General features: G+C 41.2%; 28 protein-coding genes and 1 other annotated feature. Of the genes, 26 read left to right on the top strand and 2 right to left on the bottom strand.

The window, feature by feature from the left end; all coding sequences use genetic code 11:
- Positions 1 to 105 precede the first annotated feature (105 nt).
- The 17 genes from CVD27_RS26380 to pheA all read left to right on the top strand — a co-directional run bounded on the left by CVD27_RS26380 (position 106) and on the right by pheA (position 13,989).
- A complete protein-coding gene (locus CVD27_RS26380) occupies positions 106 to 678 on the top strand; it encodes a Maf family protein (RefSeq protein WP_101652047.1) in 573 nt (190 codons plus the stop codon).
- Positions 679 to 711: 33 nt separating this feature from the next.
- A complete protein-coding gene (gene radC / locus CVD27_RS26375) occupies positions 712 to 1,401 on the top strand; it encodes a RadC family protein (protein WP_101652045.1) in 690 nt (229 codons plus the stop codon).
- 162 nt (positions 1,402 to 1,563) lie between these two features.
- On the top strand, positions 1,564 to 2,586 hold the full coding sequence (locus CVD27_RS26370) for a rod shape-determining protein (protein ID WP_101652044.1): 1,023 nt from the start codon (positions 1,564 to 1,566) through the stop codon (positions 2,584 to 2,586).
- 59 nt (positions 2,587 to 2,645) lie between these two features.
- Positions 2,646 to 3,524 (top strand): rod shape-determining protein MreC, encoded by an 879-nt coding sequence (mreC, locus tag CVD27_RS26365; RefSeq protein ID WP_101652042.1) that lies wholly within the window; start codon positions 2,646 to 2,648, stop codon positions 3,522 to 3,524.
- Complete coding sequence (gene mreD, locus CVD27_RS26360; RefSeq protein WP_101652040.1) at positions 3,524 to 4,042, top strand: rod shape-determining protein MreD; 519 nt, start codon at positions 3,524 to 3,526, stop codon at positions 4,040 to 4,042. The genes mreC and mreD overlap by 1 nt, the downstream gene beginning before the upstream one ends.
- A gap of 147 nt (positions 4,043 to 4,189) precedes the next feature.
- Positions 4,190 to 4,870, top strand: a complete 681-nt coding sequence (gene minC, locus CVD27_RS26355) for a septum site-determining protein MinC (protein WP_101652038.1) — start codon at positions 4,190 to 4,192, stop codon at positions 4,868 to 4,870.
- Position 4,871: 1 nt separating this feature from the next.
- Positions 4,872 to 5,675 carry a septum site-determining protein MinD gene (minD, locus tag CVD27_RS26350; protein WP_101652036.1) on the top strand — a complete coding sequence of 268 codons (804 nt, stop codon included), beginning with the start codon at positions 4,872 to 4,874 and terminating at the stop codon, positions 5,673 to 5,675.
- A gap of 109 nt (positions 5,676 to 5,784) precedes the next feature.
- On the top strand, positions 5,785 to 6,585 hold the full coding sequence (locus tag CVD27_RS26345; protein ID WP_180960459.1) for a M23 family metallopeptidase: 801 nt from the start codon (positions 5,785 to 5,787) through the stop codon (positions 6,583 to 6,585).
- Positions 6,578 to 7,444, top strand: coding sequence for a M50 family metallopeptidase (locus CVD27_RS26340; protein WP_101652032.1), 867 nt, complete (start codon positions 6,578 to 6,580; stop codon positions 7,442 to 7,444). The genes CVD27_RS26345 and CVD27_RS26340 overlap by 8 nt, the downstream gene beginning before the upstream one ends.
- A 463-nt stretch (positions 7,445 to 7,907) precedes the next feature.
- On the top strand, positions 7,908 to 9,365 hold the full coding sequence (locus CVD27_RS26335) for an Rne/Rng family ribonuclease (protein WP_101652128.1): 1,458 nt from the start codon (positions 7,908 to 7,910) through the stop codon (positions 9,363 to 9,365).
- Positions 9,366 to 9,440: 75 nt separating this feature from the next.
- Positions 9,441 to 9,524 (top strand) — a sequence feature (ribosomal protein L21 leader region).
- A 13-nt stretch (positions 9,525 to 9,537) separates the two neighbouring features.
- Complete coding sequence (gene rplU / locus CVD27_RS26330; protein ID WP_098529848.1) at positions 9,538 to 9,846, top strand: 50S ribosomal protein L21; 309 nt, start codon at positions 9,538 to 9,540, stop codon at positions 9,844 to 9,846.
- A gap of 15 nt (positions 9,847 to 9,861) precedes the next feature.
- Entirely contained in the window at positions 9,862 to 10,206 is a 345-nt protein-coding gene (locus CVD27_RS26325; RefSeq protein ID WP_101652030.1) for a ribosomal-processing cysteine protease Prp, read from the top strand.
- A gap of 1 nt (position 10,207) precedes the next feature.
- A complete protein-coding gene (gene rpmA / locus CVD27_RS26320) occupies positions 10,208 to 10,501 on the top strand; it encodes a 50S ribosomal protein L27 (protein ID WP_101652028.1) in 294 nt (97 codons plus the stop codon).
- 216 nt (positions 10,502 to 10,717) lie between these two features.
- Entirely contained in the window at positions 10,718 to 11,248 is a 531-nt protein-coding gene (locus CVD27_RS26315) for a Spo0B C-terminal domain-containing protein (protein ID WP_101652027.1), read from the top strand.
- Between the two features lie 52 nt (positions 11,249 to 11,300).
- A complete protein-coding gene (obgE, locus tag CVD27_RS26310; protein WP_101652025.1) occupies positions 11,301 to 12,590 on the top strand; it encodes a GTPase ObgE in 1,290 nt (429 codons plus the stop codon).
- A gap of 27 nt (positions 12,591 to 12,617) precedes the next feature.
- Positions 12,618 to 13,067, top strand: coding sequence for an ACT domain-containing protein (locus tag CVD27_RS26305; protein WP_101652023.1), 450 nt, complete (start codon positions 12,618 to 12,620; stop codon positions 13,065 to 13,067).
- A 67-nt stretch (positions 13,068 to 13,134) separates the two neighbouring features.
- Positions 13,135 to 13,989: a prephenate dehydratase gene (pheA, locus tag CVD27_RS26300; protein ID WP_101652021.1), complete on the top strand. Its 855-nt coding sequence runs from the start codon at positions 13,135 to 13,137 to the stop codon at positions 13,987 to 13,989.
- A gap of 39 nt (positions 13,990 to 14,028) precedes the next feature.
- Here the strand turns inward: pheA and CVD27_RS26295 are convergent, their stop codons facing one another.
- Together CVD27_RS26295 and CVD27_RS26290 are read right to left on the bottom strand one after the other, a co-directional pair.
- Positions 14,029 to 14,565 (bottom strand): transcription repressor NadR, encoded by a 537-nt coding sequence (locus CVD27_RS26295; RefSeq protein WP_101652019.1) that lies wholly within the window; start codon positions 14,563 to 14,565, stop codon positions 14,029 to 14,031.
- Positions 14,566 to 14,630: 65 nt separating this feature from the next.
- Positions 14,631 to 15,773 carry an IscS subfamily cysteine desulfurase gene (locus CVD27_RS26290; protein WP_101652016.1) on the bottom strand — a complete coding sequence of 381 codons (1,143 nt, stop codon included), beginning with the start codon at positions 15,771 to 15,773 and terminating at the stop codon, positions 14,631 to 14,633.
- Positions 15,774 to 15,872: 99 nt separating this feature from the next.
- Between CVD27_RS26290 and nadB the strand changes: the two genes are divergently transcribed.
- The 9 genes from nadB (at position 15,873) to ruvB (ending at position 25,636) form a co-directional block, all read left to right on the top strand.
- A complete protein-coding gene (gene nadB / locus CVD27_RS26285; protein WP_101652014.1) occupies positions 15,873 to 17,450 on the top strand; it encodes an L-aspartate oxidase in 1,578 nt (525 codons plus the stop codon).
- Positions 17,419 to 18,267 carry a carboxylating nicotinate-nucleotide diphosphorylase gene (nadC, locus tag CVD27_RS26280; RefSeq protein WP_101652012.1) on the top strand — a complete coding sequence of 283 codons (849 nt, stop codon included), beginning with the start codon at positions 17,419 to 17,421 and terminating at the stop codon, positions 18,265 to 18,267. Before nadB ends, nadC begins: the two co-directional genes overlap by 32 nt.
- A gap of 1 nt (position 18,268) precedes the next feature.
- Positions 18,269 to 19,366 (top strand): quinolinate synthase NadA, encoded by a 1,098-nt coding sequence (nadA, locus tag CVD27_RS26275; RefSeq protein ID WP_101652011.1) that lies wholly within the window; start codon positions 18,269 to 18,271, stop codon positions 19,364 to 19,366.
- A 263-nt stretch (positions 19,367 to 19,629) separates the two neighbouring features.
- Positions 19,630 to 21,348 (top strand): SafA/ExsA family spore coat assembly protein, encoded by a 1,719-nt coding sequence (safA, locus tag CVD27_RS29160; RefSeq protein WP_101652008.1) that lies wholly within the window; start codon positions 19,630 to 19,632, stop codon positions 21,346 to 21,348.
- On the top strand, positions 21,335 to 22,324 hold the full coding sequence (locus CVD27_RS26265; RefSeq protein ID WP_101652005.1) for a phosphotransferase: 990 nt from the start codon (positions 21,335 to 21,337) through the stop codon (positions 22,322 to 22,324). Before safA ends, CVD27_RS26265 begins: the two co-directional genes overlap by 14 nt.
- Before the next feature lie 87 nt (positions 22,325 to 22,411).
- The gene (locus CVD27_RS26260) at positions 22,412 to 23,101 is read left to right on the top strand and encodes a YhcN/YlaJ family sporulation lipoprotein (protein ID WP_101652003.1); all 690 of its coding nucleotides are present in this window, start codon (positions 22,412 to 22,414) and stop codon (positions 23,099 to 23,101) included.
- 148 nt (positions 23,102 to 23,249) lie between these two features.
- Positions 23,250 to 23,798, top strand: coding sequence for an intercompartmental signaling factor BofC (locus CVD27_RS26255; RefSeq protein WP_180960458.1), 549 nt, complete (start codon positions 23,250 to 23,252; stop codon positions 23,796 to 23,798).
- A 214-nt stretch (positions 23,799 to 24,012) separates the two neighbouring features.
- Complete coding sequence (ruvA, locus tag CVD27_RS26250) at positions 24,013 to 24,624, top strand: Holliday junction branch migration protein RuvA (RefSeq protein ID WP_101652001.1); 612 nt, start codon at positions 24,013 to 24,015, stop codon at positions 24,622 to 24,624.
- Between the two features lie 10 nt (positions 24,625 to 24,634).
- Positions 24,635 to 25,636 (top strand): Holliday junction branch migration DNA helicase RuvB, encoded by a 1,002-nt coding sequence (ruvB, locus tag CVD27_RS26245; RefSeq protein WP_101651999.1) that lies wholly within the window; start codon positions 24,635 to 24,637, stop codon positions 25,634 to 25,636.
- Positions 25,637 to 25,652 lie beyond the last annotated feature (16 nt).

Raw genomic sequence — 25,652 nt, 5'->3', positions numbered from 1 at the left:
CATTTTTCATCAAAATTTAAGGATATTAAAATTGTTTGCTTCTACAATTTCTGATACCATTAACATGTATCTCCCTATATTAAATGCAAAAGGTAAGGTGATTAAATGCAAAGCCTCATTTTAGCCTCTTCTTCTCCACGGCGAAAAGAACTTCTAGAAACTCTCCGCTTAACATTTGCGATTTCAAGCAGTGAAGTTGATGAAAGCTTTGATCCTAAACTCTCTGCTGAGGAAGTAGTAATGGAGCTAGCCGAGCGTAAAGCACAGGTTGTTTTTCAAAAGAATTCAGATGCCTTTGTGATTGGCTCGGACACAGTAGTCGTTGCGGATCATCAAATTTTAGGAAAGCCAGCCGACGAAGCAGAAGCCATTAGTATGTTGAAAAGATTATCAGGACGGCAGCATGAAGTTTACACAGGTGTGGCAATTGTGTCTCCTACTGGTACGAGAAAATTCTATGAAAGAACAGAAGTATGGTTTTGGGAGTTAACAGACGAAGACATTCACGCCTATGTGCAAAGTGGTGAACCGTTTGATAAAGCAGGTGCTTATGGGATTCAGCAGCTTGGAAGTATGCTTGTCAAAAAAATAAATGGAGACTATTTTTCGGTTGTCGGCCTGCCTGTCTCAAGAACCATTCGTGAATTGAAGATGGCGGGCTACCAGTTGCCATATTAGAAAAGACTCCCACTAAAAAGGGAGGAAAAAAGAGTGTCCACTGAAACATTAATGATTCGTGATTTCCCGCAGGATGAACGGCCAAGAGAGCGATTTATTAACCATGGTCCACAAAGCTTATCCAATCATGAGTTAATTGCAATCCTGCTTCGAACTGGAACAAAAGATGAATCTGTCTTACAATTATCCAATCGCCTTTTAACACATTTTGAAGGTCTGCGTCTCTTAAAAAGTGCTACCTTAGAAGAAATGACAGAAATTAAAGGGATTGGTTCCGCAAAGGCGATTCAGATACTTGCTGCGGTTGAAATCGGCAGAAGGATTGCGAATCTTAATTTCACAGATCGCTATGTGATACGTTCTCCGGAGGATGGAGCCAAGTATGTGATGAACGATATGCGCTTTTTGACCCAAGAGCATTTTGTTTGTTTATTTTTAAATACGAAAAATCAAGTCATCCATAAACAAACGGTCTTTATTGGCAGTCTAAATGCCTCGATCGTCCATCCTAGGGAGGTCTTCCGTGAAGCGTTAAAACGCTCGGCCGCATCCATTATTGCCCTGCATAACCACCCTTCCGGAGACCCGACACCAAGCAGGGAAGACATCGAGGTAACTAAGCGTCTAGTCGAGTGTGGGAAGATCATTGGAATCGATCTTCTCGACCATTTGATCATTGGTGAAAACAAGTTTGTGAGTTTAAAGGAAAAAGGATATTTATAACACTAGGATATTATTTGACGATAGGTTATAATTTTGGGTATGATTTTTTAGGACTGAATAAAAAGTAACAATACAATAGTACGAAAAAAGACATGATAATTAAGGTGATTACCTGCCTATAGAAATTTGTGCATTTCGTATCAGAAAGGGAGATACAATATTATGTTTGGAATTAAACCTAGAGATCTTGGAATTGACTTGGGAACTGCCAATACCCTTGTCTTTGTGAAAGGAAAAGGCATTGTATTGCGCGAACCATCGGTTGTAGCTATGCAAACAGATACTAAAAGCATTGTGGCAGTTGGTAACGACGCGAAAAATATGATTGGACGGACACCGGGGAACGTTGTTGCCATGAGACCGATGAAGGATGGCGTTATTGCTGATTTTGAAACGACCGCATCAATGATGAAATACCATATTCGTCAAGCGCAGAAAAGCAATAATTTATTCTCTGGTAAGCCTTATGTCATGGTCTGTGTACCTTCTGGTATTACAGCGGTAGAGGAAAGAGCCGTTATTGATGCAACAAGACAGGCTGGAGCAAAGGATGCCTATACCATTGAAGAGCCATTTGCTGCTGCTATTGGTGCGAACCTGCCTGTTTGGGAGCCAACTGGAAGCATGGTCGTTGATATTGGCGGCGGTACAACAGAAGTGGCGATTATTTCCCTAGGCGGGATTGTAACAAGCCAGTCGATACGCGTTGCAGGAGATGAAATGGACGAGTCCATCATTTCTTATATCCGTAAAAATTATAATTTGATGATCGGGGAACGTACTGCTGAACAGATTAAAATGGAAGTCGGCTCTGCAGGCACTCCTGAAGGAATCGACAATATGGAAATTCGCGGCCGTGATTTATTAACAGGTCTGCCAAAAACCATTGAGATTACTCCAAAAGAAATCGCTTCTGCCCTAAGTGACACCGTATATGCCATTGTAGAAGCAGTGAAAAGTACATTAGAAAAAACTCCACCAGAACTTGCTGCTGATATTATGGATCGAGGTATTGTTCTAACAGGCGGGGGCGCTCTCCTTCGTAATTTGGACAGAGTGATTAGTGAAGAAACAAAAATGCCTGTTTTAATCGCTGAAAATCCATTAGATTGCGTAGCAATTGGTACAGGAAAAGCCCTTGACCATATCCATCTATTTAAAAACAAAGCTAGGGATTCACGTTAATAGAAATTTTTTAAGTCTAATACTTTCTTATCTAAGATAGAAAAAAGAGGTGTATAATCATGCCACAGTTCTTTATGAATAAACGACTGATTATTTTGCTTGTCAGCATTATTGTTCTCGTGGCATTGATTGGGTTTTCTTTAAGGGAGAGAAGTAAACTAACCTGGCCGGAGCAATTTATTAAAGATACGACCGGCTGGGTTCAATCCTTGGTTTCAAAGCCTACTAATTATGTGGCAGGCTTTTTTGAAAATCTCCAGGACCTTACCAATACATACGAAGAGAATAAGGAATTAAAATCACGAATTGAGAATCTTGCCAGCCTTGAAGCAGAAGTTCAAGAGCTGAAAAAAGACAATAAAGAATTACGTGATGTTCTCGGTGAAAAAAAGACCCTGAGAGATTATGAACCACTTCCAGCTACTGTGATTGGAAGAAACCCTGATCGTTGGCATGAAATGATTATAATCGACAAAGGTAATTTAAATGGTATTAAGAAAAATATGGCGGTTGTTACAGCCAACGGCCTGATTGGAAAAGTAAAGAATGTAACTCAATTCAGCTCAACGGTTCAATTGTTGAGTTCAATGGATCCGAAGAACCGAATTTCCGCTATCGTTCAAGGGAAAACCGATGTATACGGACTTGTGGAAGGCTATGATAATGAGAAAAAATTACTACAGGTTAAAGCCATTCCTTCAGGTGCGGAAGTTAAAAAAGGACAAACTGTTATTACCTCAGGGTTAGGAGATGTTTTTCCGAAAGGTTTAATGATCGGAAAGGTAGTCGAGGTCAAGCAGGATCAATATGGATTAAACCAGACGGCTCTGGTTCAACCAGGAGCTAATTTTTATGATATTAAAACAGTCATTGTAACGAAAAGAATTATGGCTCAGCCTGTTGATACAGAGGCAACTTCAGGGAAGGAGGAGGAATGATGAAAAAATTCCTTCTTCCTCTTTTGTTTCTGTTTTTATTTATATTAGACAGTCTTTATGTCCAATATGTTCCGACAGATTTATTTGGTCATAATAAAATCGTCGCTCCTCACTTTCTTTTTGCTGGGCTGTTATTACTAACCATTTTCGTCAGCAGGAAACAAGGGATTATTTATGCGGCTGTTTTTGGTCTTTTGTTCGATGTTGTCTATATTGAAATTATCGGTATTTATTTATTCCTTTTTCCATTCATCGCCTATCTTGTTTCTAAAATCTTGAATATACTGCAAACGAATGCTCTCATCGCCGTTCTTGTATCTGTTCTTGGAATTGCGTTATTAGAAATAGGTGTCTATGAGATGGACTATCTTATCCATGTGACGGATTTGGACTTTAAGAGTTTTATTCAGTTGCGATTTTATCCAACCCTTATCTTAAATGCTCTGTTTGTCATAATTGCAGGATATCCACTCAAAAGACTGTTTGAAAAACACATTGAGGCCATGCGGGCTGAGTAGTCTAATACTTAGTTTTCTTTTTAAAAAAAAGGAGAATAGACCCTTCGTGTCGAATTTGTATTAAATGTCTGTATTTTGGATTTGGAATAAGCCATAAGGATGCTTATTTCGAAATTGTTTTCTTAATTATGAGGTGAAAAATTCTCCATGAAAAAGCGGCAAAATGTTACAATAAAAGGTACGAAGGAAGGTCTTGTCCTTCATCTTGACGATACATGTTCCTTTCAGGAACTAAAAAAGGAACTGGATGAAAAGCTATCAGCAAATTCCCGGATGCAGGATGAGCGTAATTTACTTTCCGTAAAGGTAAATGTAGGCAACCGCTATCTAACCCTCGAGCAGCGAGAAGAGTTAAAAGACTTAATTCGTCAAAAAAAGAATTTTGAAGTGGATGATATTGTATCGAATGTTATGACAATGGAAGAAGCACACCAGTTAAAGACTGAACATGAGGTTACAACTGTTTCAAAGATTATTCGCTCAGGGCAAGTGCTGGAAGCCCCTGGTGATTTATTATTAATCGGCGATGTCAACCCTGGTGGTACCGTTATTGCTGGTGGAAATATTTTTATCATGGGTTCATTAAAAGGTGTGGCTCATGCGGGTTGCTATGGAAACGAGGAGGCAGTAATCGCTGCCTCTAGCATGAAACCATCGCAGCTCAGAATTAGTGACCAAATTAATCGTGCACCCGATCAAGGACAAAGCAATGAGCCGCGGGAAATGGAATGTGCTTACATAAATGAGGACCGGAAAATCATTGTTGATAGATTACAAGTTTTAGTTCATTTAAGGCCTAATTTAAACAGATTCGAAGGGGGACTTTAAGGTGGGAGAGGCAATCGTAATTACATCCGGTAAGGGCGGCGTGGGAAAAACCACGACTTCTGCTAATATTGGCACTTCTTTGGCCCTTCAAGGAAAAAAGGTATGCTTAGTAGATACAGACATCGGTCTTCGAAACTTGGATGTAGTAATGGGATTAGAAAACAGAATTATTTATGACCTGGTAGATGTAGTAGAGAAAAGATGCAAAATTCATCAGGCTTTGGTCAAAGATAAGCGTTTTGACGGATTATTATATTTACTTCCTGCAGCGCAAACCGTTGATAAATCAGCTGTAACGCCTGATCAAATGAAGGAATTGATTACAGAATTAAAGCAAGACTATGATTATATTATTATTGATTGTCCTGCCGGGATTGAGCAGGGCTTTCAAAATGCAATCTCAGGAGCCGATAAGGCGATTGTTGTAACCACTCCTGAAGTGTCGGCAGTTCGTGATGCAGACCGCATCATTGGTCTGCTTGAAAAGCAAAAGAATATGGAAGCGCCAAGACTAGTTGTCAACCGGATTCGCAATCATATGATGAAAACCGGAGATATGCTGGATATTGATGAAATCACTCAGCATTTATCCATTGAGTTGATTGGGATTGTAGCGGATGATGAAGAGGTCATTAAAGCCTCCAATCACGGTGAACCTATTGCCTTAAATCCTAACAGCAAAGCATCGATTGCCTATCGCAATATTGCCAGAAGAATTCTTGGAGAATCCATTCCTCTTCAGCCGCTTGAGGAAGCAAACAAAGGTGTTTTTACCAAGCTTAAAAAGTTCTTTGGTGTTAGATAAATGTACCAGCCTGTCCGTTTTTTTTAATGGACAGGCTTTTCTTTTGTGTCATACTCTCACTTTTTCGTACATAAACTTGTACAAAAAAGTGGGAAAAGGGTTGATGGGTATGGCACGGTCTACACCGGAAGAAATACGGCGGCGAATTGCCAGGAGAAAAAAAGAACAAGGTACTACCTCTAAAGGTCCTGAACAAATCCCTGAACGCCAATTTAGCTGGCCTGGAGATGATGAACATTATGATTTGAAGTATACGAGTCCTTCTGTAGACGGAGGCGATGATGGGGGACATCCGCTCTTTAAAAAAGAAGTATTCTTCTTCAAGATATTAGCTTCAGCACTTCTTTTCTTAACGGTTGCCATTCTTTTCCGTAATCATACAGTAAAGCTGGATCCGGCTAGGGATTTTGTTACTAGTCAAATGGACAAGGACTTTAAGTTTGCGGTGGTTTCCAATTGGTACGAAGAGAAGTTTGGGAAACCATTAGCTTTACTGCCTTTTACAGATGATAAAACGGATGATAAAAAAACAGTGGCAGAAAATCAGAATTTTTCTGTTCCGGCGATGGGGAAAATCCTTGAAAACTTCGAAAAAAATGGTCAGGGCATCATGATTGAAACAGGCAAAGGGGCTGCGGTCCAAGCTATTAATGATGGAATTGTTACTTTTGCAGGTGTAAAAGATGGAATTGGCAAAACCGTCATTATCCAGCATTCTGATAAATCGGAAACCTGGTACGGGAATTTAGACGCCATTAAAGTCAATTTGTACGAGTATATCGAAAAGAGAACAGTGGTCGGGACAGTTTCCACTTCAACGGGTGAAGATAAGACAAAAGGCAAGTACTATTTTGCTATTAAAAAAGGCGATAATTTTATCGATCCAATTCAGGTGATCCGCTTTGAGTAGGGTGATTTCGCTTTTCAGACTAATTTCAATCCATCCGTTGTTGTGGATTGTTATTGCGTTATCCATTGCGACAGCGCATTTCCTGGAAGTGTCGATGCTTCTTGGGATTATTTTTATACATGAGATGGGGCATGCTGCTGCGGCTTCTTTTTTTTCCTGGAGAATCAAAAAGATTTCCCTGCTCCCGTTTGGCGGGGTGGCAGAAATGGATGAGCACGGTAATCGGCCGCTGAAGGAAGAGACGATCGTCGTACTTGCCGGTCCTCTGCAGCATGTCTGGATGGTCGCAGCTGCCTATGTCTTATTTTCACTTCAGATACTCCCGGAGGATTTATTTCATTTATTTATCAATTATAATGTGATGATCTTTGTTTTTAACCTATTCCCAGTATGGCCGCTTGATGGGGGCAAGCTGGTATTTTTGCTGCTCTCTTTGAAGGATTCTTTTCCAAGGGCCCATCAGTGGACATTGCTGATTTCTCTTTTTAGTTTAAGCTTGTTTTCGATCATTATTTTATTGACTGCCCCTTTGCATTTGAATGTTTGGGTGGTCATCTTCTTCTTATTCTTCTCGCTTTACCATGAATGGAAGCAGCGCCGTTTTATCTTTATGAGGTTTTTACTTGAGCGATATTACGGAAAAAAATCGACACCAGATAATCTGAAGCCGATTCAGGCGAATGAAGAGGATTTAGTCATTCATGTGCTTGAAAAATTTCAGCGTGGCTGTAAGCATCCGATTATTGTGGAAGCAGATGGCAGAGAGACTGGAACACTGGATGAAAATGAACTCTTGCATGCTTATTTTACCGAAAAGCGTCTCACAGATAAAATCAGCGACCTTCTTTTTTCATACTAATAGGGTATAATAAGAAAAACGAGAGAAGCGCCCGGTGACCGAGCGCTTCTTCTGTGATTAAATTAGAATCCTGTTAAAAGACTATTATGATGGCAATTAGGGAAGAAGTGTCTCAATAAAGATATTAAAGACAATTTAAGTTGAAATTCAGGATTGATTGTCTTCAATGAGTGTTTTTATGGACAATTTGAATGGAAATCGACCGAGAAATGTCCTCAATAAGTGCCCTTAAGGACAATCGAGATGGAAATCGACTGAGAAATGTCCTCAATAAGTGCCCTTAAGGACAATCTAGATGGAAATCCACCAAGAAATGTCTTCAATATGAACTCTTAAAGACAATTTTGAAGGAAATTCAGTCAAGAATGTCTTCAATGAGACATATTAAGGACATTTTAACTCTTAAAGCCGCAAAATCAAGATTTGTCTTTAAGCAGGATGTTGTAAAGTGAGGACGCCTCAATTGGAAACATTAATTGTAAATTATCATGGACGGGAAAAGCGATTTGCTTATTTAAGAGATAACCGTGTAGAAAATATAGTGATGGACCGGCCTGAACATCGCTCGCTGGTCGGAAATATTTATTGGGGGACTGTTACAAAGGTCCTGCCGGGGATGAACGCAGCCTTCATCGATATAGGCGAGGAAAAGAATGCTTATTTGAACCGCAATGCACTCCCATCGTACGTCCAATCAACAGAAAAACAAAAAAACGTCACTTCCTTCGTCCATCAAGGTGAAAAAATGCTCGTCCAAGTCGAAAAGGATGCCACAGGCACCAAAGGCCCAAAAGTGAAAGGAATTATTGAGATAGAGGGAAATCATCTTGTTTATATGCCGAAGGGACGATATGTGGCAGTATCTAAGAAAATTTCCAATGAATCAAAGAAAACGGCATTGCGGCAAATGGGAAACAAATTAAAAACGGAAGAAGAAGGGGTGATCTTCCGGACCTCGGCAATTTATAGTTCCATAGAGGAAATTTCAGCAGAACTTCATACCCTAAGAGAACGATATCATGAACTTATACAAGAAGCATCAGCCTTAAAGAAACCCGGGTTACTTTTTCAAAAGGACACCTTTATCGAAAGGATCCGCACCCAAACGGCAAGGATGAAATCCGGTGAAATCATCGTTGACGATATCTCCCTAAAAAAATTACTCGAACCTGTAAACGATACCGTCACCCTCACCTATTACAATGGCAAAGAGAATATTTTTTCAAACGGCAAAGTCGAACATGAAATTGATAAAGCGCTAAAGCGGATTGTTTGGCTTGATCATGGGGCATACCTTATCTTTGATGAGACCGAAGCGTTAACGATTATCGATGTTAACACAGGGAAATTTTCAGGCAAACTGGACTACCAGGAAACAGTCCTCAAAACCAATCAGCTCGCAGCAAAAGAAATCGTCAGACAGTTACGTCTCCGCGATATTGGCGGAATTGTGTTGATTGATTTTATTGATATGTATCGGGAAGAGGACAAGCAAACAATCCTCCATACAGTGGAATTAGAGTTGAGTAAAGATGAGAAAAGAACGAAAGTCATTGGGTTTACAGAACTTGGAATTCTGCAGCTAACAAGGAAAAAGACGAAGGTAACCTTATCAGAAGCCCTAAAGGTCAAATGCCCGGTTTGCGAGGGCACGGGGCGCATTCTTAGTCCAGAAACCGCTGCCTTCCGGCTTGAGAGAGAGCTGTTAGAGCACCGTAGTGCAGATTTTGAGGCCATCCTCGTAGAGACAACACCCGAGGTAAAGGAAGCACTCCTTGGGCCAAATGAGACCCACAGAGAGGTGTTAGAAGAACTTCTCCATCTCAAACTTTATTTTATACTGCAGCCAACTTTACCCCATTTTTATCAATTAAAGCAGTTTGGCACTAAGGAAGAAATCTCTCAGAAGGTTATTTACTGAACCTATGAAGTACCCAAAATGCTATTGACACATTCAATAAATCTATGTTAGTATCTTAATGTTATGTTTGTAGCACCCGTGCTACAACCGCACAGTGCAGGTAGTAAGCCTTGTGCTTTAAAGCATTAGCGCCTGTATTTGGCGAGTCTGAGTTTATAAGGAGGTGCAGTTCATGTACGCAATTATCGAAACTGGCGGTAAGCAATTGAAAGTCGAAGAAGGCCAAGCTATCTACATTGAAAAATTAGATGTTGAAGCTGGTGAAACAGTTACTTTTGACAAGGTTCTTTTCGTTGGCGGTGAAACTGTAAAAGTTGGTAGCCCTGTTGTTGCCGGCGCTACAGTTACAGCTAAAGTTGAAAAGCAAGGCCGTCAAAAGAAAATCATCGTTTTCAAGTACAAAGCGAAGAAAAACAACCGTAAGAAGCAAGGTCATCGTCAACCTTACACTAAAGTTGTCATCGAAAAAATCAACGCGTAAGGTGTTGAATCATAGATGATTAACATTACGATTTATCGTACTGAGTCCGGAAAAATTCAATCGTTTGAACTGAGTGGTCATGCGTTGTTCGCGAATCGTGGCAAGGACATTGTTTGTGCAGGAGTATCCGCCGTTTCTGTCGGTGCGATCAATGCCGTGCACGAACTAACCGGTGTCACTCCTGATCTTGAACATCGGGAAGATGGCTTTCTCCGCTGCGTTGTTCCGGGAGGCCTTCCGGAAGACGTTTATGAGAAGGTACAGCTTCTTCTCGAAGGGATGATTGTCTCATTACGTACGATTGAAGAAACGTACGGAGAGCACATTAAAATAACCTTCAAAAAGCAGGAGGTGGAATGAAATGTTATTAAAATTAGATCTTCAATTGTTTGCATCTAAAAAGGGAGTAGGTTCTACAAAGAACGGACGTGACTCTATCGCAAAGCGCCTTGGTGCGAAGCGTGCAGACGGTCAATTTGTAACTGGTGGTTCTATCCTTTACCGTCAACGCGGTACAAAGATTTATCCAGGTGAAAACGTTGGCCGCGGTGGTGACGACACTCTTTTTGCTAAAATCGACGGCGTTGTTAAATTCGAACGTTTAGGTCGTGACCGCAAACAAGTAAGTGTTTATCCTGTAGCTCAAGAGGCTTAAGGTTTACTTAAAGAAAACTCTAACCTTGTTTGGTTAGAGTTTTCTTTTTTGCATAAAAAGAACCCTTCCATCTTATCACTTCAGGGAATCTTCTTAGTTAAATCTTCTTTTTTGCCTCTAAAAATAACATTTCTTATCGAAAAAAGTCTACTGATGTTTGTTTTTTTGATATACTAACAGGAAACAGTGTCAACACTTAAATGTGGGAGTGTACATATGGGGAAAGAATGGGATATCGTGGAGGTGCTCCGGCACTCACGACATGATTGGTTAAATAAGCTGCAGCTAATAAAGGGAAACCTGGATTTAAATCGAATTGACCGGGCAAAACAAGTGATTGACGAAATCGTGATCGAAGCCCAGCATGAAACAAAGCTTTCAAATTTAGATATGCCTTTATTTGCTGCGCTTCTCTTAAAATCTAACTGGGAAAATCCTTTCTTTAAGTTGGAATATGAGGTACTATTTGATCCTGATGCCTCAAAAGTGAACGATCTGGCGGTGACCCATTGGACAAATTCTTTTTTTGGGAGTTTGAATCAAGCGATTGAGCCATTTCAAGAAAATAATTTATCAATTACGATAGAACCGCAATCGAATGGTATTCGTTTCTTTTTTGATTTTAGCGGGATAATAAGTAACAGAGAACTGCTGGAGAGCTTCCTTGCAAACAAAACGATTGATTTGTCCGTAAAGGAATTGACAGAAACAGAACTCTCTTTAGAGTTATTTATGCCTATGTTGTAAAATAACTCATTTGAAATCAGTTTTATTTATGGTGCAAGACTGGAGGAATTAGATGTTTGTCGATCAAGTCAAAATATATGTAAAAGGTGGAGACGGCGGAAATGGTATGGTTGCCTTTCGCCGTGAAAAATATGTACCAAATGGCGGTCCTGCCGGTGGAGATGGCGGGAAAGGCGCCAATGTTGTATTTGAAGTAAATGAAGGCTTGCGGACCTTAATGGATTTCCGTTATAAGCGTCATTTTAAGGCAGAGCGTGGAGAACATGGGATGTCTAAAGGAATGCATGGCAGAGGCTCTCAGGATATGATTGTTAAAGTGCCGCCAGGAACAGTTGTTATTGATGCGGAAACGAAAGAGGTCATTGCTGATTTAGTGGAACATGGTCAACAAGCCATCATTGCTAAAGGCGGCCGCGGCGGGCGGGGAAATACTCGTTTTGCTACTCCGCAAAATCCGGCTCCAGAAATTGCTGAGAATGGAGAACCAGGTCAGGAACGTGATGTGATTCTTGAATTGAAATTGCTTGCTGATGTGGGTCTTGTAGGGTTTCCAAGCGTAGGAAAATCAACCCTGTTATCCGTTGTTTCATCAGCAAAACCAAAAATTGCTGAATATCACTTCACCACTATCGTACCTAATCTTGGGATGGTAGAAACAGAAGACGGCCGAAGCTTTGTTATGGCCGATCTGCCGGGGTTAATTGAAGGGGCAAGTGAAGGTGTTGGTCTGGGGCATCAGTTTTTACGTCATATTGAGCGCACAAGAGTCATTGTTCACGTTATTGATATGGCAGCAACAGAGGGAAGAGATCCGTTTGAGGATTACCTGACGATCAATAAGGAACTAAAAGAATATAACCTTAGATTAACAGAGCGTCCACAAATTATTGTTGCAAATAAAATGGATATGCCGGATGCAGAAGAAAACCTGGAACTTTTTAAAGAGCAATTAGAAGAGGATCATCCGATTTTCCCAATTTCTGCCCTTACCAGAAAAGGTCTTCGTGACTTATTATTTGCGGTTGCCGATAAGATTGAGGAAACACCAGAGTTCCCGCTTGAGCATGAAGAGGAGACAACTGGCGTTCATCGTGTATTATATAAACATGAGGCAGATCCAGATGCCTTTACAATTACAAGAGATCCGGATGGCTCATTTGTCCTTTCTGGTGAAAAGCTCGAAAGATTATTTAGGATGACGGACTTTTCTAGAGAAGAATCTGTCCGCCGTTTCGCACGTCAGCTGCGCGGCTTTGGGGTCGATGATGCCTTAAGACAAAGAGGAGCTAAGGATGGGGATATTGTTAAGTTGTTAGACTTCGAATTTGAGTTTATTGAGTAGTCCCGTATAGAACGAGGTAGAGTAGACATGGATAATATGGATAAAAAGTTTTACCTGGTCCGTGAGGATGTTTTGCCGGAAGCAATGAAGAAAACCATTGAAGTAAAAGAAATGCTTGAAAGAGGCAAAGCAGAATCGATTGCGGATGCCGTTCTAAAAGTGGATCTTAGCAGAAGTGCTTTTTATAAATACAGGGACACTGTTTTTCCTTTTTCTACGATTCAGAAAGAGAAAATCATTTCCCTTTTCTTTCATTTAGAAGACCGCTCTGGAACGTTATCCAACTTGCTAAGTGTCGTTGCCTCCTCAGGCTGTAATGTACTGACCATCCATCAAACGATTCCGCTGCAAGGAAGGGCCAATGTGACATTATCATTAAATACTTCGAATATCACAACAGAGTTGGACGAATTACTTACAGAACTTAGAAAACTTGAATTTGTTGAAAAAGTGGAAGTGCTGGGAACAGGCGCGTAGTGGACAAGGTCCGCTCCGGCCGGGTCTCAGCCTTCTTTTTAAAAATACAGGGGAGTGAAAGAAAGTCATGAAGGTTGGTTATTTGGGACCAAAAGCAACATTTACAGAATTGGCAGTAAGTAAGGTTTTTCAAGGATTTGAATATGAGCCGTATAGCACGATTCCGGAAAGTATAGATGCCATTGTTGAAAAAGAAGTGGACCTCGCCGTCGTTCCAGTTGAAAATGCTCTTGAAGGTTCCGTTAATATCACACTGGATTATTTAACGCACATGGTTGATATTCCTATCGTTGGAGAAATCACACTGCCGATTAAACAGCATTTGATGGTTCATCCTCACAACAAGGATCAATGGAGGGATGTTTCCAAAGTATTCAGCCATTCTCATGCCATTGCTCAATGTCATAAGTTTTTACATACCCATTTTAAAGGTGTACCAATTGAAAGTATTTCATCAACTGCCGCAGCAGCAAAGATGATCATGGAGCAGCCGGAATTGAATGCGGCCGCGATTGCCAATGAACTTGCAGCAAAAGAATATGGACTAGCCATTGTTCAAAAAAATATCCATGATTTTGATTTTAACCATACAAGCTTTTTTGTTCTATCAGAGCAAGGCTTAGATTTTGAAGAAATAAGCGGGTCTTCCCATTATAAAACAACTCTTATGGTTACATTGCCCTCTGACCAGGCTGGTGCTCTTCATCAGGTATTGTCGGCGTTTGCCTGGAGAAAATTGAATCTTTCAAAAATTGAGTCAAGACCCATGAAAACAGGAATAGGGAATTACTTTTTTATCATTGATATTGAAATGAAGCTTGATGATGTTTTAATACCTGGAGCGATTGCGGAGCTTGAAGCACTTGGCTGTGGTGTGAAAGTGTTAGGAAGCTATCCAACTGTAATGGTGAATCTAGATTAATAAAAGAGACCCGTTCATTTGCAGCGGGTCTCTTCCGTCTTATTCAATCACAAAGCCTTCTTTTTTTAAAGCTTGTTCCGCCTGATCTAAAACTTGCGCACTTGAAGCTGAAATCGTGTGAAGGTGAATTCCACCTGTTAACTCTGATAATAAAGCAGCCTTCGTGTTTTTTATGTTTTCGATAAATTGCTTGACCTCATGGCGGTTGGAAACCATCACCGATGCAGTTAAATCACCGTATACGGAGTGTTCAATCTTAACATCTTTGACAAGAACTCCATGGTCCACGAGTATATTTAATTCTTTCTCGGTGTCTTCCGGTGAATGTTTGCAGGCTATGGTTCTTTCATATACAGGTGAATTTGAGTTGTTTTTTAAATAAATATAGCCTTGGCTCGTTGCTATAATCGGTTCATTTTTCGCTTTAAGAAGGGTAATATCCCCGACAATTACTTGTCTGCTGACATTCGTTCTAGCTGCAAGCTCACTTCCTGTGAGCGGTTCAGAGCTGTCTTTAAGCTGCTGGAGAATTAACGACCTTCTTTCCTCTCCCAGAATTTTCTTTTGCTCAGCCATATTAAAAGACGACCTCCTATAAATTTTCTCTATCTTCCTATTCTAGCACAGTTCGTTTCTTTCTATCACGGACGTGATTTGAACGATTCCACAATTCTTACGATGGTTTCTCCAAGTTTAAAGATTTCTTCCGTGGTGGAGGTGTAGCCTAGTGAGATTCGGATAAACTCCTTTGCATTGTCTTGAGCTAATCCCAGTGCCTCTGTTACTTTGGCAGGGGTTTGCATTCCGATCTGGCAGGCGCTTCCTGTTGAAATCGCAAATCCTTGCCGGTTACATTCGAGCATCATCCATTGACCTTCAATACCGGAAATACCCATACCAATGATATTCGAAAGCTGTCTATCTTCATCTGCTTCATAAATGGTAACCTGTTCTTTTATCGGCTCAAGGGTCTTAATAAACGCTTTACGGAGAAGCGAATATTTGAAATGGTCCTCATCTAGTCGTCCAGCAATCTTCTGTGCAGCAGCAGTCATGGCAGCAATGGCTGGGATGTTGAGTGTTCCCGGGCGAAATCCGTTTTCATGTGAACCTCCAGGAAAAAAGGCTTTCCAAGCGGTTCCAGGGTTTATATAGACTCCTCCGATTCCTTTTGGCCCGTATATCTTGTGGCCTGAAAAGGAAAAACTGCTGACCAAGGGAGCAATCGTTTGACTATTTATTTTTCCAAAAGACTGGACAAAGTCGCTGTGTAAGTGAATTTGAGATGCTTTAGCTATTTTTGAAATCTCACCGATCGGCTGAATGGTCCCAATCTCAGAGTTCACATGCTGCAGGGTGATTAAGATTGTATCAGGTCTAATGGACTGCTGGAGTAATTCTACGTTAATTAATCCATTCGCATCAAAGGGAATGAGTGTGACTTCATATCCATCTTTTTTGAGCCGATTTAAAACGCCATGAACAGATGTGTGTTCCGCCATTCCGGCAATAATATGTTTTCCATCCTTTAGTGGAGCAGATAAAAGGGCCTCAATTGCTAAAAAATTCCCTTCAGACCCGCCGCTTGTAAAATATAGACCTTTCTTTTCAACGCCCAAAATATTTGCCAATTCTCCCCGGCAATTTTCCAGTAAGCTTTGAGCTTGACCGCCTAAATCATGAAGGCTCTGAGTGTTTCCGAAGTAATCCGTTGCCACTTTCACATAAACCTCTGCAGCCTCATGGTCTAATGGAGTTGTCGCAGCAAAATCAAAATATATCATAATATTTCTCCAATAATCTATTTTTTTAGTACTTGTTTTTAGTTTAATTCTGTGTAAATATATATGTCAAGACACCTGTTAATGTCAGGAGGGTCATTCATGACAAAAGATGATGTAGTAATTATTGGTAGCGGGATAGCAGCATTACAGCTGGCTGTTCAATTAAATAATCATTTGAATGTGAGAATACTCACAAAGGGGAAAATAAGAACAGCAAACTCTTATCTTGCCCAAGGAGGAATTGCTGCCGCCATTGGGGCAAATGACCACCCATCCAAGCATATTGCTGATACGCTAGAAGCGGGAAGATTTCATAATAACCTGGATACTGTCCGGAAAATTATTACCGCAGCACCATCGCTAATTAAAAATATGTCTTTACAGGACGATGTTTTTGATAAGGACCAAAATGGAGAATTATTTTTAGGCATGGAAGGAGCTCATAGCGAAAAGAGAATCGTGCATGGCGGCGGTGATGCCACAGGCAAGAATGTGGTGGAGCATTTAATCAGCAGACTCAAGGAAAATGTAATGATCGTAGAAGAGGTCTTTGCTTACGAATTACTCCTAAACTCGGAAAAAACCCGTTGTATCGGTGTCAAAGCAAAAACAGCGGATCAAAAGATACAAAAATTTTATGGAAGTCACATCATTATTGCTTCCGGGGGCTGCGGCCAGTTATTCACCTATACATCTAACGCTGAAACAGTATGTGGTGATGGAATCGCAATGGCCTATTTAGCAGGAGCAGAAATCGTCGATATGGAATTTATACAATTTCATCCGACTCTTTTGTATATAGACGGTCAAACAAAAGGATTAATTTCCGAAGCAGTCAGAGGGGAAGGAGCCATCCTTGTGACGGAGGATGGAACTCCAATCATGGAGGGAATCCACCCGATGAAGGACCTTGGTCCAAGACATGTGGTTTCACAGAGAATCTATGAATATCTAAAAAAAGGAAAACCAGTATTTTTAGATATTCGTAAAATTAAAGAATTTAGCAAAAGATTTCCGTCGATTACGGCTATTTGCGAAGAAAATGGAATTTGTTTAGCGGATGGGAAAATCCCTGTAGCGCCGGGCAGCCACTTTTTAATGGGTGGAATTAAAACGGATTTAATAGGCCGTTCTTCTATCAATGGTTTATATGCCATCGGAGAAGCGGCATGTACCGGATTACATGGTGCCAATCGTCTGGCGAGCAACTCTTTATTAGAGGGACTTTATCAAGGGGAGCAATTATCAAAATGGATTAATGGCTGCCGAACAGAGTATCAAGAAATGGAAGCTAGTGAACCTCTAAAGACTGCCCTTTCTAAGAAGGTAGCTTTACCGGATATTCAGCTGATAAAAGATTCAATGATGGAACGGGTTGGTATTGTCAGGAACGAAACTAGTTTGAAACAGCAGAAAGCCTGGCTGTCTCAATTTAATGCTGAACAACCCCATTTAGATACATGTTCTGAAACGGAATTGTCTAAGATTTTTATGGTGATTACGGCAAGTCTTATTACCGATTCGGCCTTACAAAGGACAGAAAGCCGCGGCGGTCACTATCGGAATGATTATCCATTAGAAGACAATCAAAATTGGTTACGAAAATCAATTACTCATAAAAAGAATCAGGAAATGGAGAAAAACCATGAACTCATTAAAACTGCGCTCGCAACTTGAGAAATTTTTTATTGAAGATATTGGAGAACAAGATGTAACCACCGATTTAATTTTTTCGGAAGATACAATGGGGAAAATCGTTTTTCTTTCAAAGGATGAGGGCGTTTTTTGTGGTGAGGAAATTATTAAAACGGGTTTTCATCTTTTAAATCATGACATTACCGTCCAGGTTTTTGTGAAGGATGGTCAAGCAATCGTGAAAGGACAGGAACTAGCCCATGTCTCAGGAAAAATTGCTGATTTACTTAAAGGAGAACGGGTGGTTCTTAATCTTATTCAAAGAATGAGTGGAATCGCCACCTTGACACAAAAGACCGTCCACACTCTTGACAGCGGCCATACTAGAGTTTGTGATACCCGAAAAACGACTCCAGGATTAAGAATGTTTGAAAAATATGCGGTCCGCTGTGGGGGAGGCTTTAATCATCGTTTTGGTTTATATGATGCAGTCATGATTAAAGATAACCATATTTCGTTTGCCGGCTCCATTTCAAAGGCTGTAGAAGCGATACGAAATAAAGCTGGCCATATGGTTAAAGTTGAAATCGAGGTAGAAACAAAGGAGCAAGTGATGGAAGCAGTTCATGCTGGTGCAGATGTGATTATGTTCGATAACCGAACTCCTGAAGAGATTAAGGAGTTGATTAAACTAGTTCCCGCGGGCATTATTACCGAGGCTTCTGGCGGAATTCAATTATCTAACATCGCTGAATATCGGGATACAGGGGTTGATTATATTTCCCTTGGCTATTTGACCCATTCTTATAAAGCGTTAGATATAAGTGTAAAAGTGCTATGGAATAAAGGAGATGAGTAGAATGAACTTCTTGGAGACCTTACAAAAAAATGGCATGATTCCTGATAAATACAAGCAAATGACAAGGGAAGAACTTGAAAACCGTGTAATCGAGATAAAGAAACAGCTTGGCTCACGCTTATTCATTCCAGGCCATCATTATCAAAAAGACGAAGTCATTCAGTTTGCCGACGCAACCGGTGATTCTTTAAAATTAGCTCAATTGTCAGCAGAAAACACGGAAGCCGAGTTTATTGTTTTTTGCGGTGTTCATTTTATGGCAGAGACAGCCGATATATTAACAAGTGACAATCAAAAGGTATTCCTGCCCGATATGCGTGCAGGCTGTTCAATGGCCGACATGGCGGATATTCAGCAAACCGAAACAGCGTGGGAAAAACTGCAGGAACTTTTTGGTGATACCATTCTTCCATTGACATATGTCAATTCAACAGCCGCTATTAAAGCTTTTGTAGGAGCTAATGGAGGAGCGACCGTTACTTCCTCTAATGCAGAAACAATGGTTAAGTGGGCATTGGGTATTAAAGAGCGGATTTTATTTTTGCCTGACCAGCATTTAGGGCGGAATACGGCCGCGGATCTAGGAATTGGATTAGATGAAATGGCGATTTGGAATCCAATGACAAACGCGCTTGAATATGTTGGAGATGTTTCAAAAGTAAGAGTGATTCTTTGGAAAGGGCATTGCTCTGTTCATGAAAACTTTACGGTTCAAAACGTAGCTGATACGCGCGCGCAATATCCTGAAATGAAAATTATTGTCCATCCGGAATGCCGCAGGGAAGTTGTGGAATTAGCGGATATGGCGGGCTCTACAAGTTATATTATCCATGCGATTGAAAAGGCTGATCCTGGTTCAGCCTGGGCGATTGGAACCGAGATGAACCTAGTCAACCGCATTATCCAAGAACATCCGGATAAACACATTATATCCTTAAATCCGCATATGTGTCCTTGCTTGACCATGAACAGAATCGATTTGCCCCATTTAGTTTGGAGTCTTGAAACACTCGAAGAAACAAACAATATTATTAAAGTAAGTCCTGAAATTGCGGAAAAGGCGAAGCTTGCTTTAGAAAGAATGTTAATAAATTCATAAAAGGTGAAAGTGATGCAGAGCGTGATGACTGCATCACTTTTTATTTGAGGCAAAGTTAAAGCTCGTTTCTTGGTTTATTACTTTGTTGATTGTAGCGGAAAGCGAGCGCCTGTAGCCGAAATCAACAAGCTAGTCTAATAGGATTTATTATCAAAGTGATTCATATTTTTTTGAAACCAAACATAGATTTTTTTGAAGAATGTTAGCACTTTGCCCATTTTCACATACACTATATGGACTTATGCCATAGGAGGGAAATCAGAGTGAAGATCCATATCGTACAGAAAGGGGATACTCTTTGGAAGATCGCCAAGAAGTACGGCGTGAATTTTGAAGAGCTGAAAAAGATGAATTCACAGCTCAGCAACCCTGATATGATAATGCCCGGTATGAAAATAAAGGTACCAACTACAGGTGGATCCATAAAAAAAGAAGCACCAATGGGGACCAAACCGGAAACGTCGATCAAAAAAGAAATGCCAATTGCTGAGCATCCGTTTGCCAAGGAGAAACCAATTCCAATCAAGGAAGCACCAATTGCAAAGGAACAACCGATTGTAAAAGAAAAGCCAATTGTAAAGGAACAACCGATTAAAGAGCAGCCGATTATTAAAGAAGCACCGAAAGCACCATTTACTCCAAAAATGCCTCTACAAGTCATCCCAGAAATCGATATTAACAATTATTATATGACCAACATGACAAATATGACCGTCCAGCCACAGCTTCCGCCAAAACCCGCCAATATTCTTCCTGAGGTCAAAGAAGAAGTGAAAAAGGAAATGCCAGTTCCGCCTCCAGCACCACCAAAGGAAATGCCGATTGAGACACCGCCGCCGCAGGATTATTGTGTGCCAATCACACCTGTCATGCCTGGGCCAGGTTTCTGTCCTCCTCCATTTGGAGGAATGCCAATGATGCCGCCTGCAATGCCATATCCGGCAGTTCAGGGAGCAGGATTTGTACCACATTCTGAAATGGTTCATGGGACACCAGGGATGAATCCACCTGTTGCCGGTGGTTACGTGATGCCGGGACAATTTTTCCATGATGAGTCCTCTTCCTTTATGCCGCAAATGCCTGTCGTGAATCCAGCCTATGGCCCTGGAACTGGAATGGGCACACCAGCAATGGATCCTGCTGCTTATGGACAAATGCCAATGGGCTATGGCGGAATGCCAGCAGGTTCCATGCCAACGTCCATGGGTTATAGCGGCATACCAACAGGGCCAGCCCAAATGCCAATGGAATATGGCGGAGTGCCAGGGGGAGTAGCTCCAATGCAACCAGCACCGGGGTATGGAGAGGTACCAGCAGGTTACGGTCAAAACCCAATGGGCTATGGAGAGGTACCAGGAAGTTACGGTCAAAATCCAATGGGCTACGGAGGAGTGCCGGCAGGGTACGGTCAAAATCCAATGGGCTATGGAGGGGTGCCAGCTGGATACGGCCAGATGCCAATGGGGTATGGAGGAATGCCGGCCGGAAATCCTGGCGACTCCATGACGGGTACTCCAGGTTATCAAGCTCCCTATCAAGGCGGAATGACTCAAGCCACACCAAGACCTGATGCGATGTATGGGAACCCAGGAATGGCCGGTCCTTACGGGATGGGAACCACACCCTATGGGTATCCGCAAATGGGAGGACCTGTACCTCAAGGAATGGGTGTGCATGATTTCGAATCCTCTGATTTAATGGCTGCCGGGGGACATATGCCATATATGCCGACAGCTCCAATACCGACCATGCCAGTAGGAACCGGTACTTTGGGTGACTGTGGCTGTGGAGGGGGAATGCCGCCTGCGGGGATGGTTCCTCCAGCGCCAACAAGCTTTGTACCTCCAACACCGCCAATTTACAGTGCCCCGTATACAGGACCGGTTAATGCTGCTCAGCCGCCTTATATGAATCCATACGGTGTGGGTCCAGCTGGAACAAATCCTTACGGTATGCCAGGTTACCGTGATGAGAGCAATTAATTCACCAGGCAGCCTTAAAGGAGACGATGGTTATTTAAATCGTCTCCTCTCTTATTTTCAATCACAATTTTATGAAAAAATTATTCAGCTGACTCCGCTCCGAAAGTCCGTTTATTTATTAAAAACCGTCAATCATACGTATATTATAAAAGGATATCGTTCCAATAATAGACTTAAACTTCAAGAGGCTTTTACAGCCACATTACGAACCGAAGGATTTTTAAAAACCTATTTATTTTTATCTGACCCTATGAAAGAGCAGCTTTTCTTTGAGGGAACCTACTATGGATGTATTGAATATATTCCCCCGCATAAAACAGTCTTTACCTTCCATACCCAGCGCAGCCGCCAAGAAGGGCTGGAATTGTTAAAACTATTTCATCAAACCACAGCAACGTTTGAAAGTCGATACCGAACACTTCTTCCCAAGGGTGCGTTAATTGAAAAATGGACAGAAAGACTTCAAATATTTTCCGGTAATCTTCCTTTTATTAAATATTTTCTTGATGATAACGTGATTTCAGAACTGATCCATTCGGCTAATTGGTCCTTGGCAGGAATGATAAAAAATCGCCGCTTTTTTCAAATGGAACCTGCTGTGATTCTGCATGGAGATGTGGCCCATCATAATTTTTTGCGCGACCAAAATGGACTGCTGCACTTAATTGATTTTGACTTAATTAGTATTGGCCCGCCATCATTTGATTATTTGCAATATGCAAATCGAATTCTTCCTAATTTGGATTGGTCATTGGGAAAATTGGCAACTTTAAAGCCAATAGGAAAATATTTAGAGGAAGAAGCCTTTTTGTATGCCTTAGCTTTCCCGGCTGATATCTTCCGTGAATGGAACCGGCTAATCCGAGAAAAATCATATACTGACCAAGCAAAAATAAGGCAAGTTATGGATTTAACCATAAATCAATTCCATTTAAGAAAAAAATTCACTAGTCAATTACTGGAAAAAGTGAAATGATTTTATCAGAATGAATTTCCACTGAAGATAACACTCTATAAATGAGCATGATTTCATGCTCAGATTGTACTCTAGGGGGTTTATCGCTTGAACAAAAAGCAGTGGATGATTCCTCTTTCCTTCTCTTTATTAGTAGGTTTAACTGGATGTACAAATGACAATAATCGTGCGGGTGGGAATGGAAATAATTTGACTCGGCCGATGGGTTATTATTCCAATGAAAATCACGCCAAAAATGATTATGGGTTATTAAGGGATAATGATGGTGCCATGACAGAAATCATGGACCATAATCTTGGAGTGGAAGATCAGACCATAAATGAAAAAACCAGACGGCAAATGCAAATTAGAGACGAAAATGGGAATCCCCAAAACCCGACCGTCCCTAGAGCTAAAACCGATCGGAATTTCTTTCAGCGAGATAACCGTTTTAGCACAAGTGATTTAAACTATCATGGTCATTTGAGTGCTAAAAATGGTAACGCTGGAGTCGTGACAAACCCTGATTTCCAAGATCGTATTACGGCTAAAATTAGAAACAAAGTGGAAAATATTGATAATGTACGAAATGTAAGGTCGGTTGCCTATGGTAATAATGTCATTGTCTCCGTTTCCGTGCATGACCATGACAGGGCCACCGAAACCAAACGGGCCATCAAGAATGCCGTGAAGCCTTACACAAAGGGGAAAACAGTTCAGGTTTTAATTGATGAAGGCACAATGGGCCGTGACCGCAATATCCATAATGATTCCCAGAGGGAGAAAGGCGGAAGCTAAACCCCTCCAAAAGAAGAGGCAGGCCTTCTGGGCTTGCCTCTTTCTTTTATTATATAAGCTGATTTATTTCTGCAGGATAAAAAGGCAAATAAAGGCTAAACTAGTACTGTAAGGTATATTCAATTATAAAACGTAAGAGGTGAGTAACATGAGGGTCATTTGGATAGCAATGTATCGGTACACATTAGCCGTATTTGCTGTTATTCTCTTCATGTTTATCGGTAGAGTTCCTGGGTTAATAACAACAAGCTCGGCGGCACAACAAGATAACCAAATAGAGAAGGCAGAGCCGCTTAACTTGACGGTTATCTTAGAAAGAGTCTATCTTGATGGAGAAGTAAGTCAGGAATTGGTGCACGAGACATGTTGGAAAATGGAGAACTTTTGGGCTAAATATGACCAATGGCAGCTTACCGACATCAACGAATCAACCTATGTTTTCCGAAAACAAGTTGATGATATCTCCCCACTACTAAAAGCAAACGGTTTTTTTGGAGTGACAGATGATGGGGTTTTAACCATTTTTAATGGCCGGCCAGGACAATCGCGCATCATTCAGTCCTTCTTTCAAATAGATATCAAGAAGCTTGAGAGTAAAAAACAAGAAGAACTGTTTCAAGGAATCCCGATAAAAACAAAAGACCATTATGTTGAGGTTTTAGAGACGTTTGAACCTTATTCCGTAAAAAAAGAATAAATTTTGATAAATTCAGACTGATTGAGTCAAATCAGCCTGTTTTTTTATGTCTTAGGGAGTTTAGACACGTCCAGCTCCAGCGCCTATTCAAGGCGCCTCTCTTTAGTTTTAATTTTTAGACTTTTTGTCAAAAAGCGATTTTCTTCAATAACCGTCTGGACTTATGTTACAATGAAAGACAGCTATTTTGAGTTTAACTAGGGAGAGAATACGATTGTATGAATTTATAAAAGGGATGGTCGAATTTGTTGGCCCTGAATATATCGTCATCGAAAATAATGGGATCGGCTACCAAATCTCTACACCCAATCCGTTTATTTTCGCTGGTAAAATGGAAACAATGGTAACCGTATATACCTATCATTATGTCCGCGAAGATGTGATCGCCTTGTACGGTTTTGAAACGAGAGAGGAAAAAAGGCTCTTTACCAAACTATTAAATGTCTCGGGGATTGGTCCTAAAGGAGCGCTGGCTATTCTTGCTTCTGGAGAAGTCCAGCAAGTGGTAAATGCAATTGAAAATGAAGACGAAAGCTTTCTTGTAAAATTCCCTGGCGTCGGTAAAAAAACAGCCCGGCAAATGATCCTTGACCTTAAAGGGAAATTGCAGGATATCGTTCCGGATTACTTCCCTAACCTTTTCAACGCCGATACATTCCCACTTCCTCAGCAAGCAGTCAACTCGGCCTTCGAAGAAGCCGTCCTTGCCTTGAAAGCCCTAGGCTATTCCGATAAAGAAATTAAAAAGATTTCACCCGAATTACAAAAAGAGCAGCTTTCAACCGATCAATATATTAAAAAAGCCCTCCAGCGGCTTTTAAAATAGGTGATAATTCATGGAAGAGCGGATCATATCTAGTGAAGTAAATGAAAGTGAAATCAGTATGGAGCAAAGCCTGCGTCCGCAAACCCTTAAGCAATATATTGGACAGACTCAAGTCAAAGAAAATCTTGAGATTTTTATTAAGGCGGCAAAGATGCGTAAGGAGACCCTTGATCATGTTCTCCTCTACGGTCCACCAGGATTAGGGAAGACTACACTTGCTGTCATTATTGCCAATGAAATGGGGGTAAACATTCGGACAACCTCAGGACCGGCCATTGAACGGCCCGGGGATTTAGCGGCTATTTTAACATCTCTCGAACCGGGTGATGTGTTGTTTATTGATGAAATACACAGGCTGCCACGCACGATTGAAGAAGTACTTTATCCAGCAATGGAAGACTTTTGTCTGGATATTGTTATTGGAAAGGGGCCAAGTGCGAGGTCGGTCCGGCTTGACCTTCCACCTTTCACACTTGTCGGTGCCACCACCCGGGCAGGCTCTTTATCCGCACCATTACGCGATCGATTTGGAGTTTTGTGCAGGCTCGAGTATTATAAGGAAGACCAGTTAAAGGATATTGTTTTAAGAACAGCCGATTTGTTTGAAACTGAAATAGATGAACCTTCTGCAGCTGAAATCGCTAGAAGGGCAAGGGGCACCCCTAGAATTGCCAACCGTCTTCTCCGCCGTGTAAGGGATTTTGCACAGGTTAAGGGGAATGGTACAATTGACCTATCTCTTGCGAAAGAGGCTTTGGAATTACTGCAGGTTGACCGTCTAGGATTAGATCATATTGATCATAAGCTGTTAAGAGGAATTATTGAAAAATTCCGCGGAGGTCCCGTGGGACTTGATACGATTGCGGCTTCGATTGGAGAGGAAGCAGAAACGATTGAAGATGTCTATGAACCGTACCTTCTACAAATCGGCTTTTTGCAGCGAACCCCCCGTGGAAGGGTAGTAACCGGAGCCGTCTATCACCATTTTGGCATGGAGGTGCCAATGGAATGACCTCTCCCGCCCAAAA

The sequence above is a fragment of the Neobacillus cucumis genome (assembly GCF_002860255.1).
Classification (GTDB): Bacteria; Bacillota; Bacilli; order Bacillales; family Cytobacillaceae; genus Neobacillus; species Neobacillus cucumis_A.
The sequence above is the reverse complement of the archived record's forward strand: the minus strand, read 5'-3'. Positions and strand labels throughout refer to the sequence as shown.

What these genes read in the sequence shown, in the direction of transcription:
- nadB (WP_101652014.1), top strand. Translation starts at nt 15,873, where the DNA reads ATGACAAAAGATGATGTAGTAATTATTGGTAGCGGGATAGCAGCATTA.
- minC (WP_101652038.1), top strand. Translation starts at nt 4,190, where the DNA reads ATGAAAAAGCGGCAAAATGTTACAATAAAAGGTACGAAGGAAGGTCTT.
- CVD27_RS26290 (WP_101652016.1), bottom strand. Translation starts at nt 15,773, where the DNA reads ATGATATATTTTGATTTTGCTGCGACAACTCCATTAGACCATGAGGCT.
- nadA (WP_101652011.1), top strand. Translation starts at nt 18,269, where the DNA reads ATGAACTTCTTGGAGACCTTACAAAAAAATGGCATGATTCCTGATAAA.
- CVD27_RS26345 (WP_180960459.1), top strand. Translation starts at nt 5,785, where the DNA reads ATGGCACGGTCTACACCGGAAGAAATACGGCGGCGAATTGCCAGGAGA.
- pheA (WP_101652021.1), top strand. Translation starts at nt 13,135, where the DNA reads ATGAAGGTTGGTTATTTGGGACCAAAAGCAACATTTACAGAATTGGCA.
- CVD27_RS26325 (WP_101652030.1), top strand. Translation starts at nt 9,862, where the DNA reads ATGATTAACATTACGATTTATCGTACTGAGTCCGGAAAAATTCAATCG.
- CVD27_RS26380 (WP_101652047.1), top strand. Translation starts at nt 106, where the DNA reads ATGCAAAGCCTCATTTTAGCCTCTTCTTCTCCACGGCGAAAAGAACTT.
- mreC (WP_101652042.1), top strand. Translation starts at nt 2,646, where the DNA reads ATGCCACAGTTCTTTATGAATAAACGACTGATTATTTTGCTTGTCAGC.
- CVD27_RS26370 (WP_101652044.1), top strand. Translation starts at nt 1,564, where the DNA reads ATGTTTGGAATTAAACCTAGAGATCTTGGAATTGACTTGGGAACTGCC.
- CVD27_RS26255 (WP_180960458.1), top strand. Translation starts at nt 23,250, where the DNA reads ATGAGGGTCATTTGGATAGCAATGTATCGGTACACATTAGCCGTATTT.
- obgE (WP_101652025.1), top strand. Translation starts at nt 11,301, where the DNA reads ATGTTTGTCGATCAAGTCAAAATATATGTAAAAGGTGGAGACGGCGGA.
- rpmA (WP_101652028.1), top strand. Translation starts at nt 10,208, where the DNA reads ATGTTATTAAAATTAGATCTTCAATTGTTTGCATCTAAAAAGGGAGTA.
- CVD27_RS26295 (WP_101652019.1), bottom strand. Translation starts at nt 14,565, where the DNA reads ATGGCTGAGCAAAAGAAAATTCTGGGAGAGGAAAGAAGGTCGTTAATT.
- nadC (WP_101652012.1), top strand. Translation starts at nt 17,419, where the DNA reads ATGAACTCATTAAAACTGCGCTCGCAACTTGAGAAATTTTTTATTGAA.
- rplU (WP_098529848.1), top strand. Translation starts at nt 9,538, where the DNA reads ATGTACGCAATTATCGAAACTGGCGGTAAGCAATTGAAAGTCGAAGAA.
- ruvB (WP_101651999.1), top strand. Translation starts at nt 24,635, where the DNA reads ATGGAAGAGCGGATCATATCTAGTGAAGTAAATGAAAGTGAAATCAGT.
- mreD (WP_101652040.1), top strand. Translation starts at nt 3,524, where the DNA reads ATGAAAAAATTCCTTCTTCCTCTTTTGTTTCTGTTTTTATTTATATTA.
- CVD27_RS26265 (WP_101652005.1), top strand. Translation starts at nt 21,335, where the DNA reads ATGAGAGCAATTAATTCACCAGGCAGCCTTAAAGGAGACGATGGTTAT.
- CVD27_RS26315 (WP_101652027.1), top strand. Translation starts at nt 10,718, where the DNA reads ATGGGGAAAGAATGGGATATCGTGGAGGTGCTCCGGCACTCACGACAT.
- CVD27_RS26305 (WP_101652023.1), top strand. Translation starts at nt 12,618, where the DNA reads ATGGATAATATGGATAAAAAGTTTTACCTGGTCCGTGAGGATGTTTTG.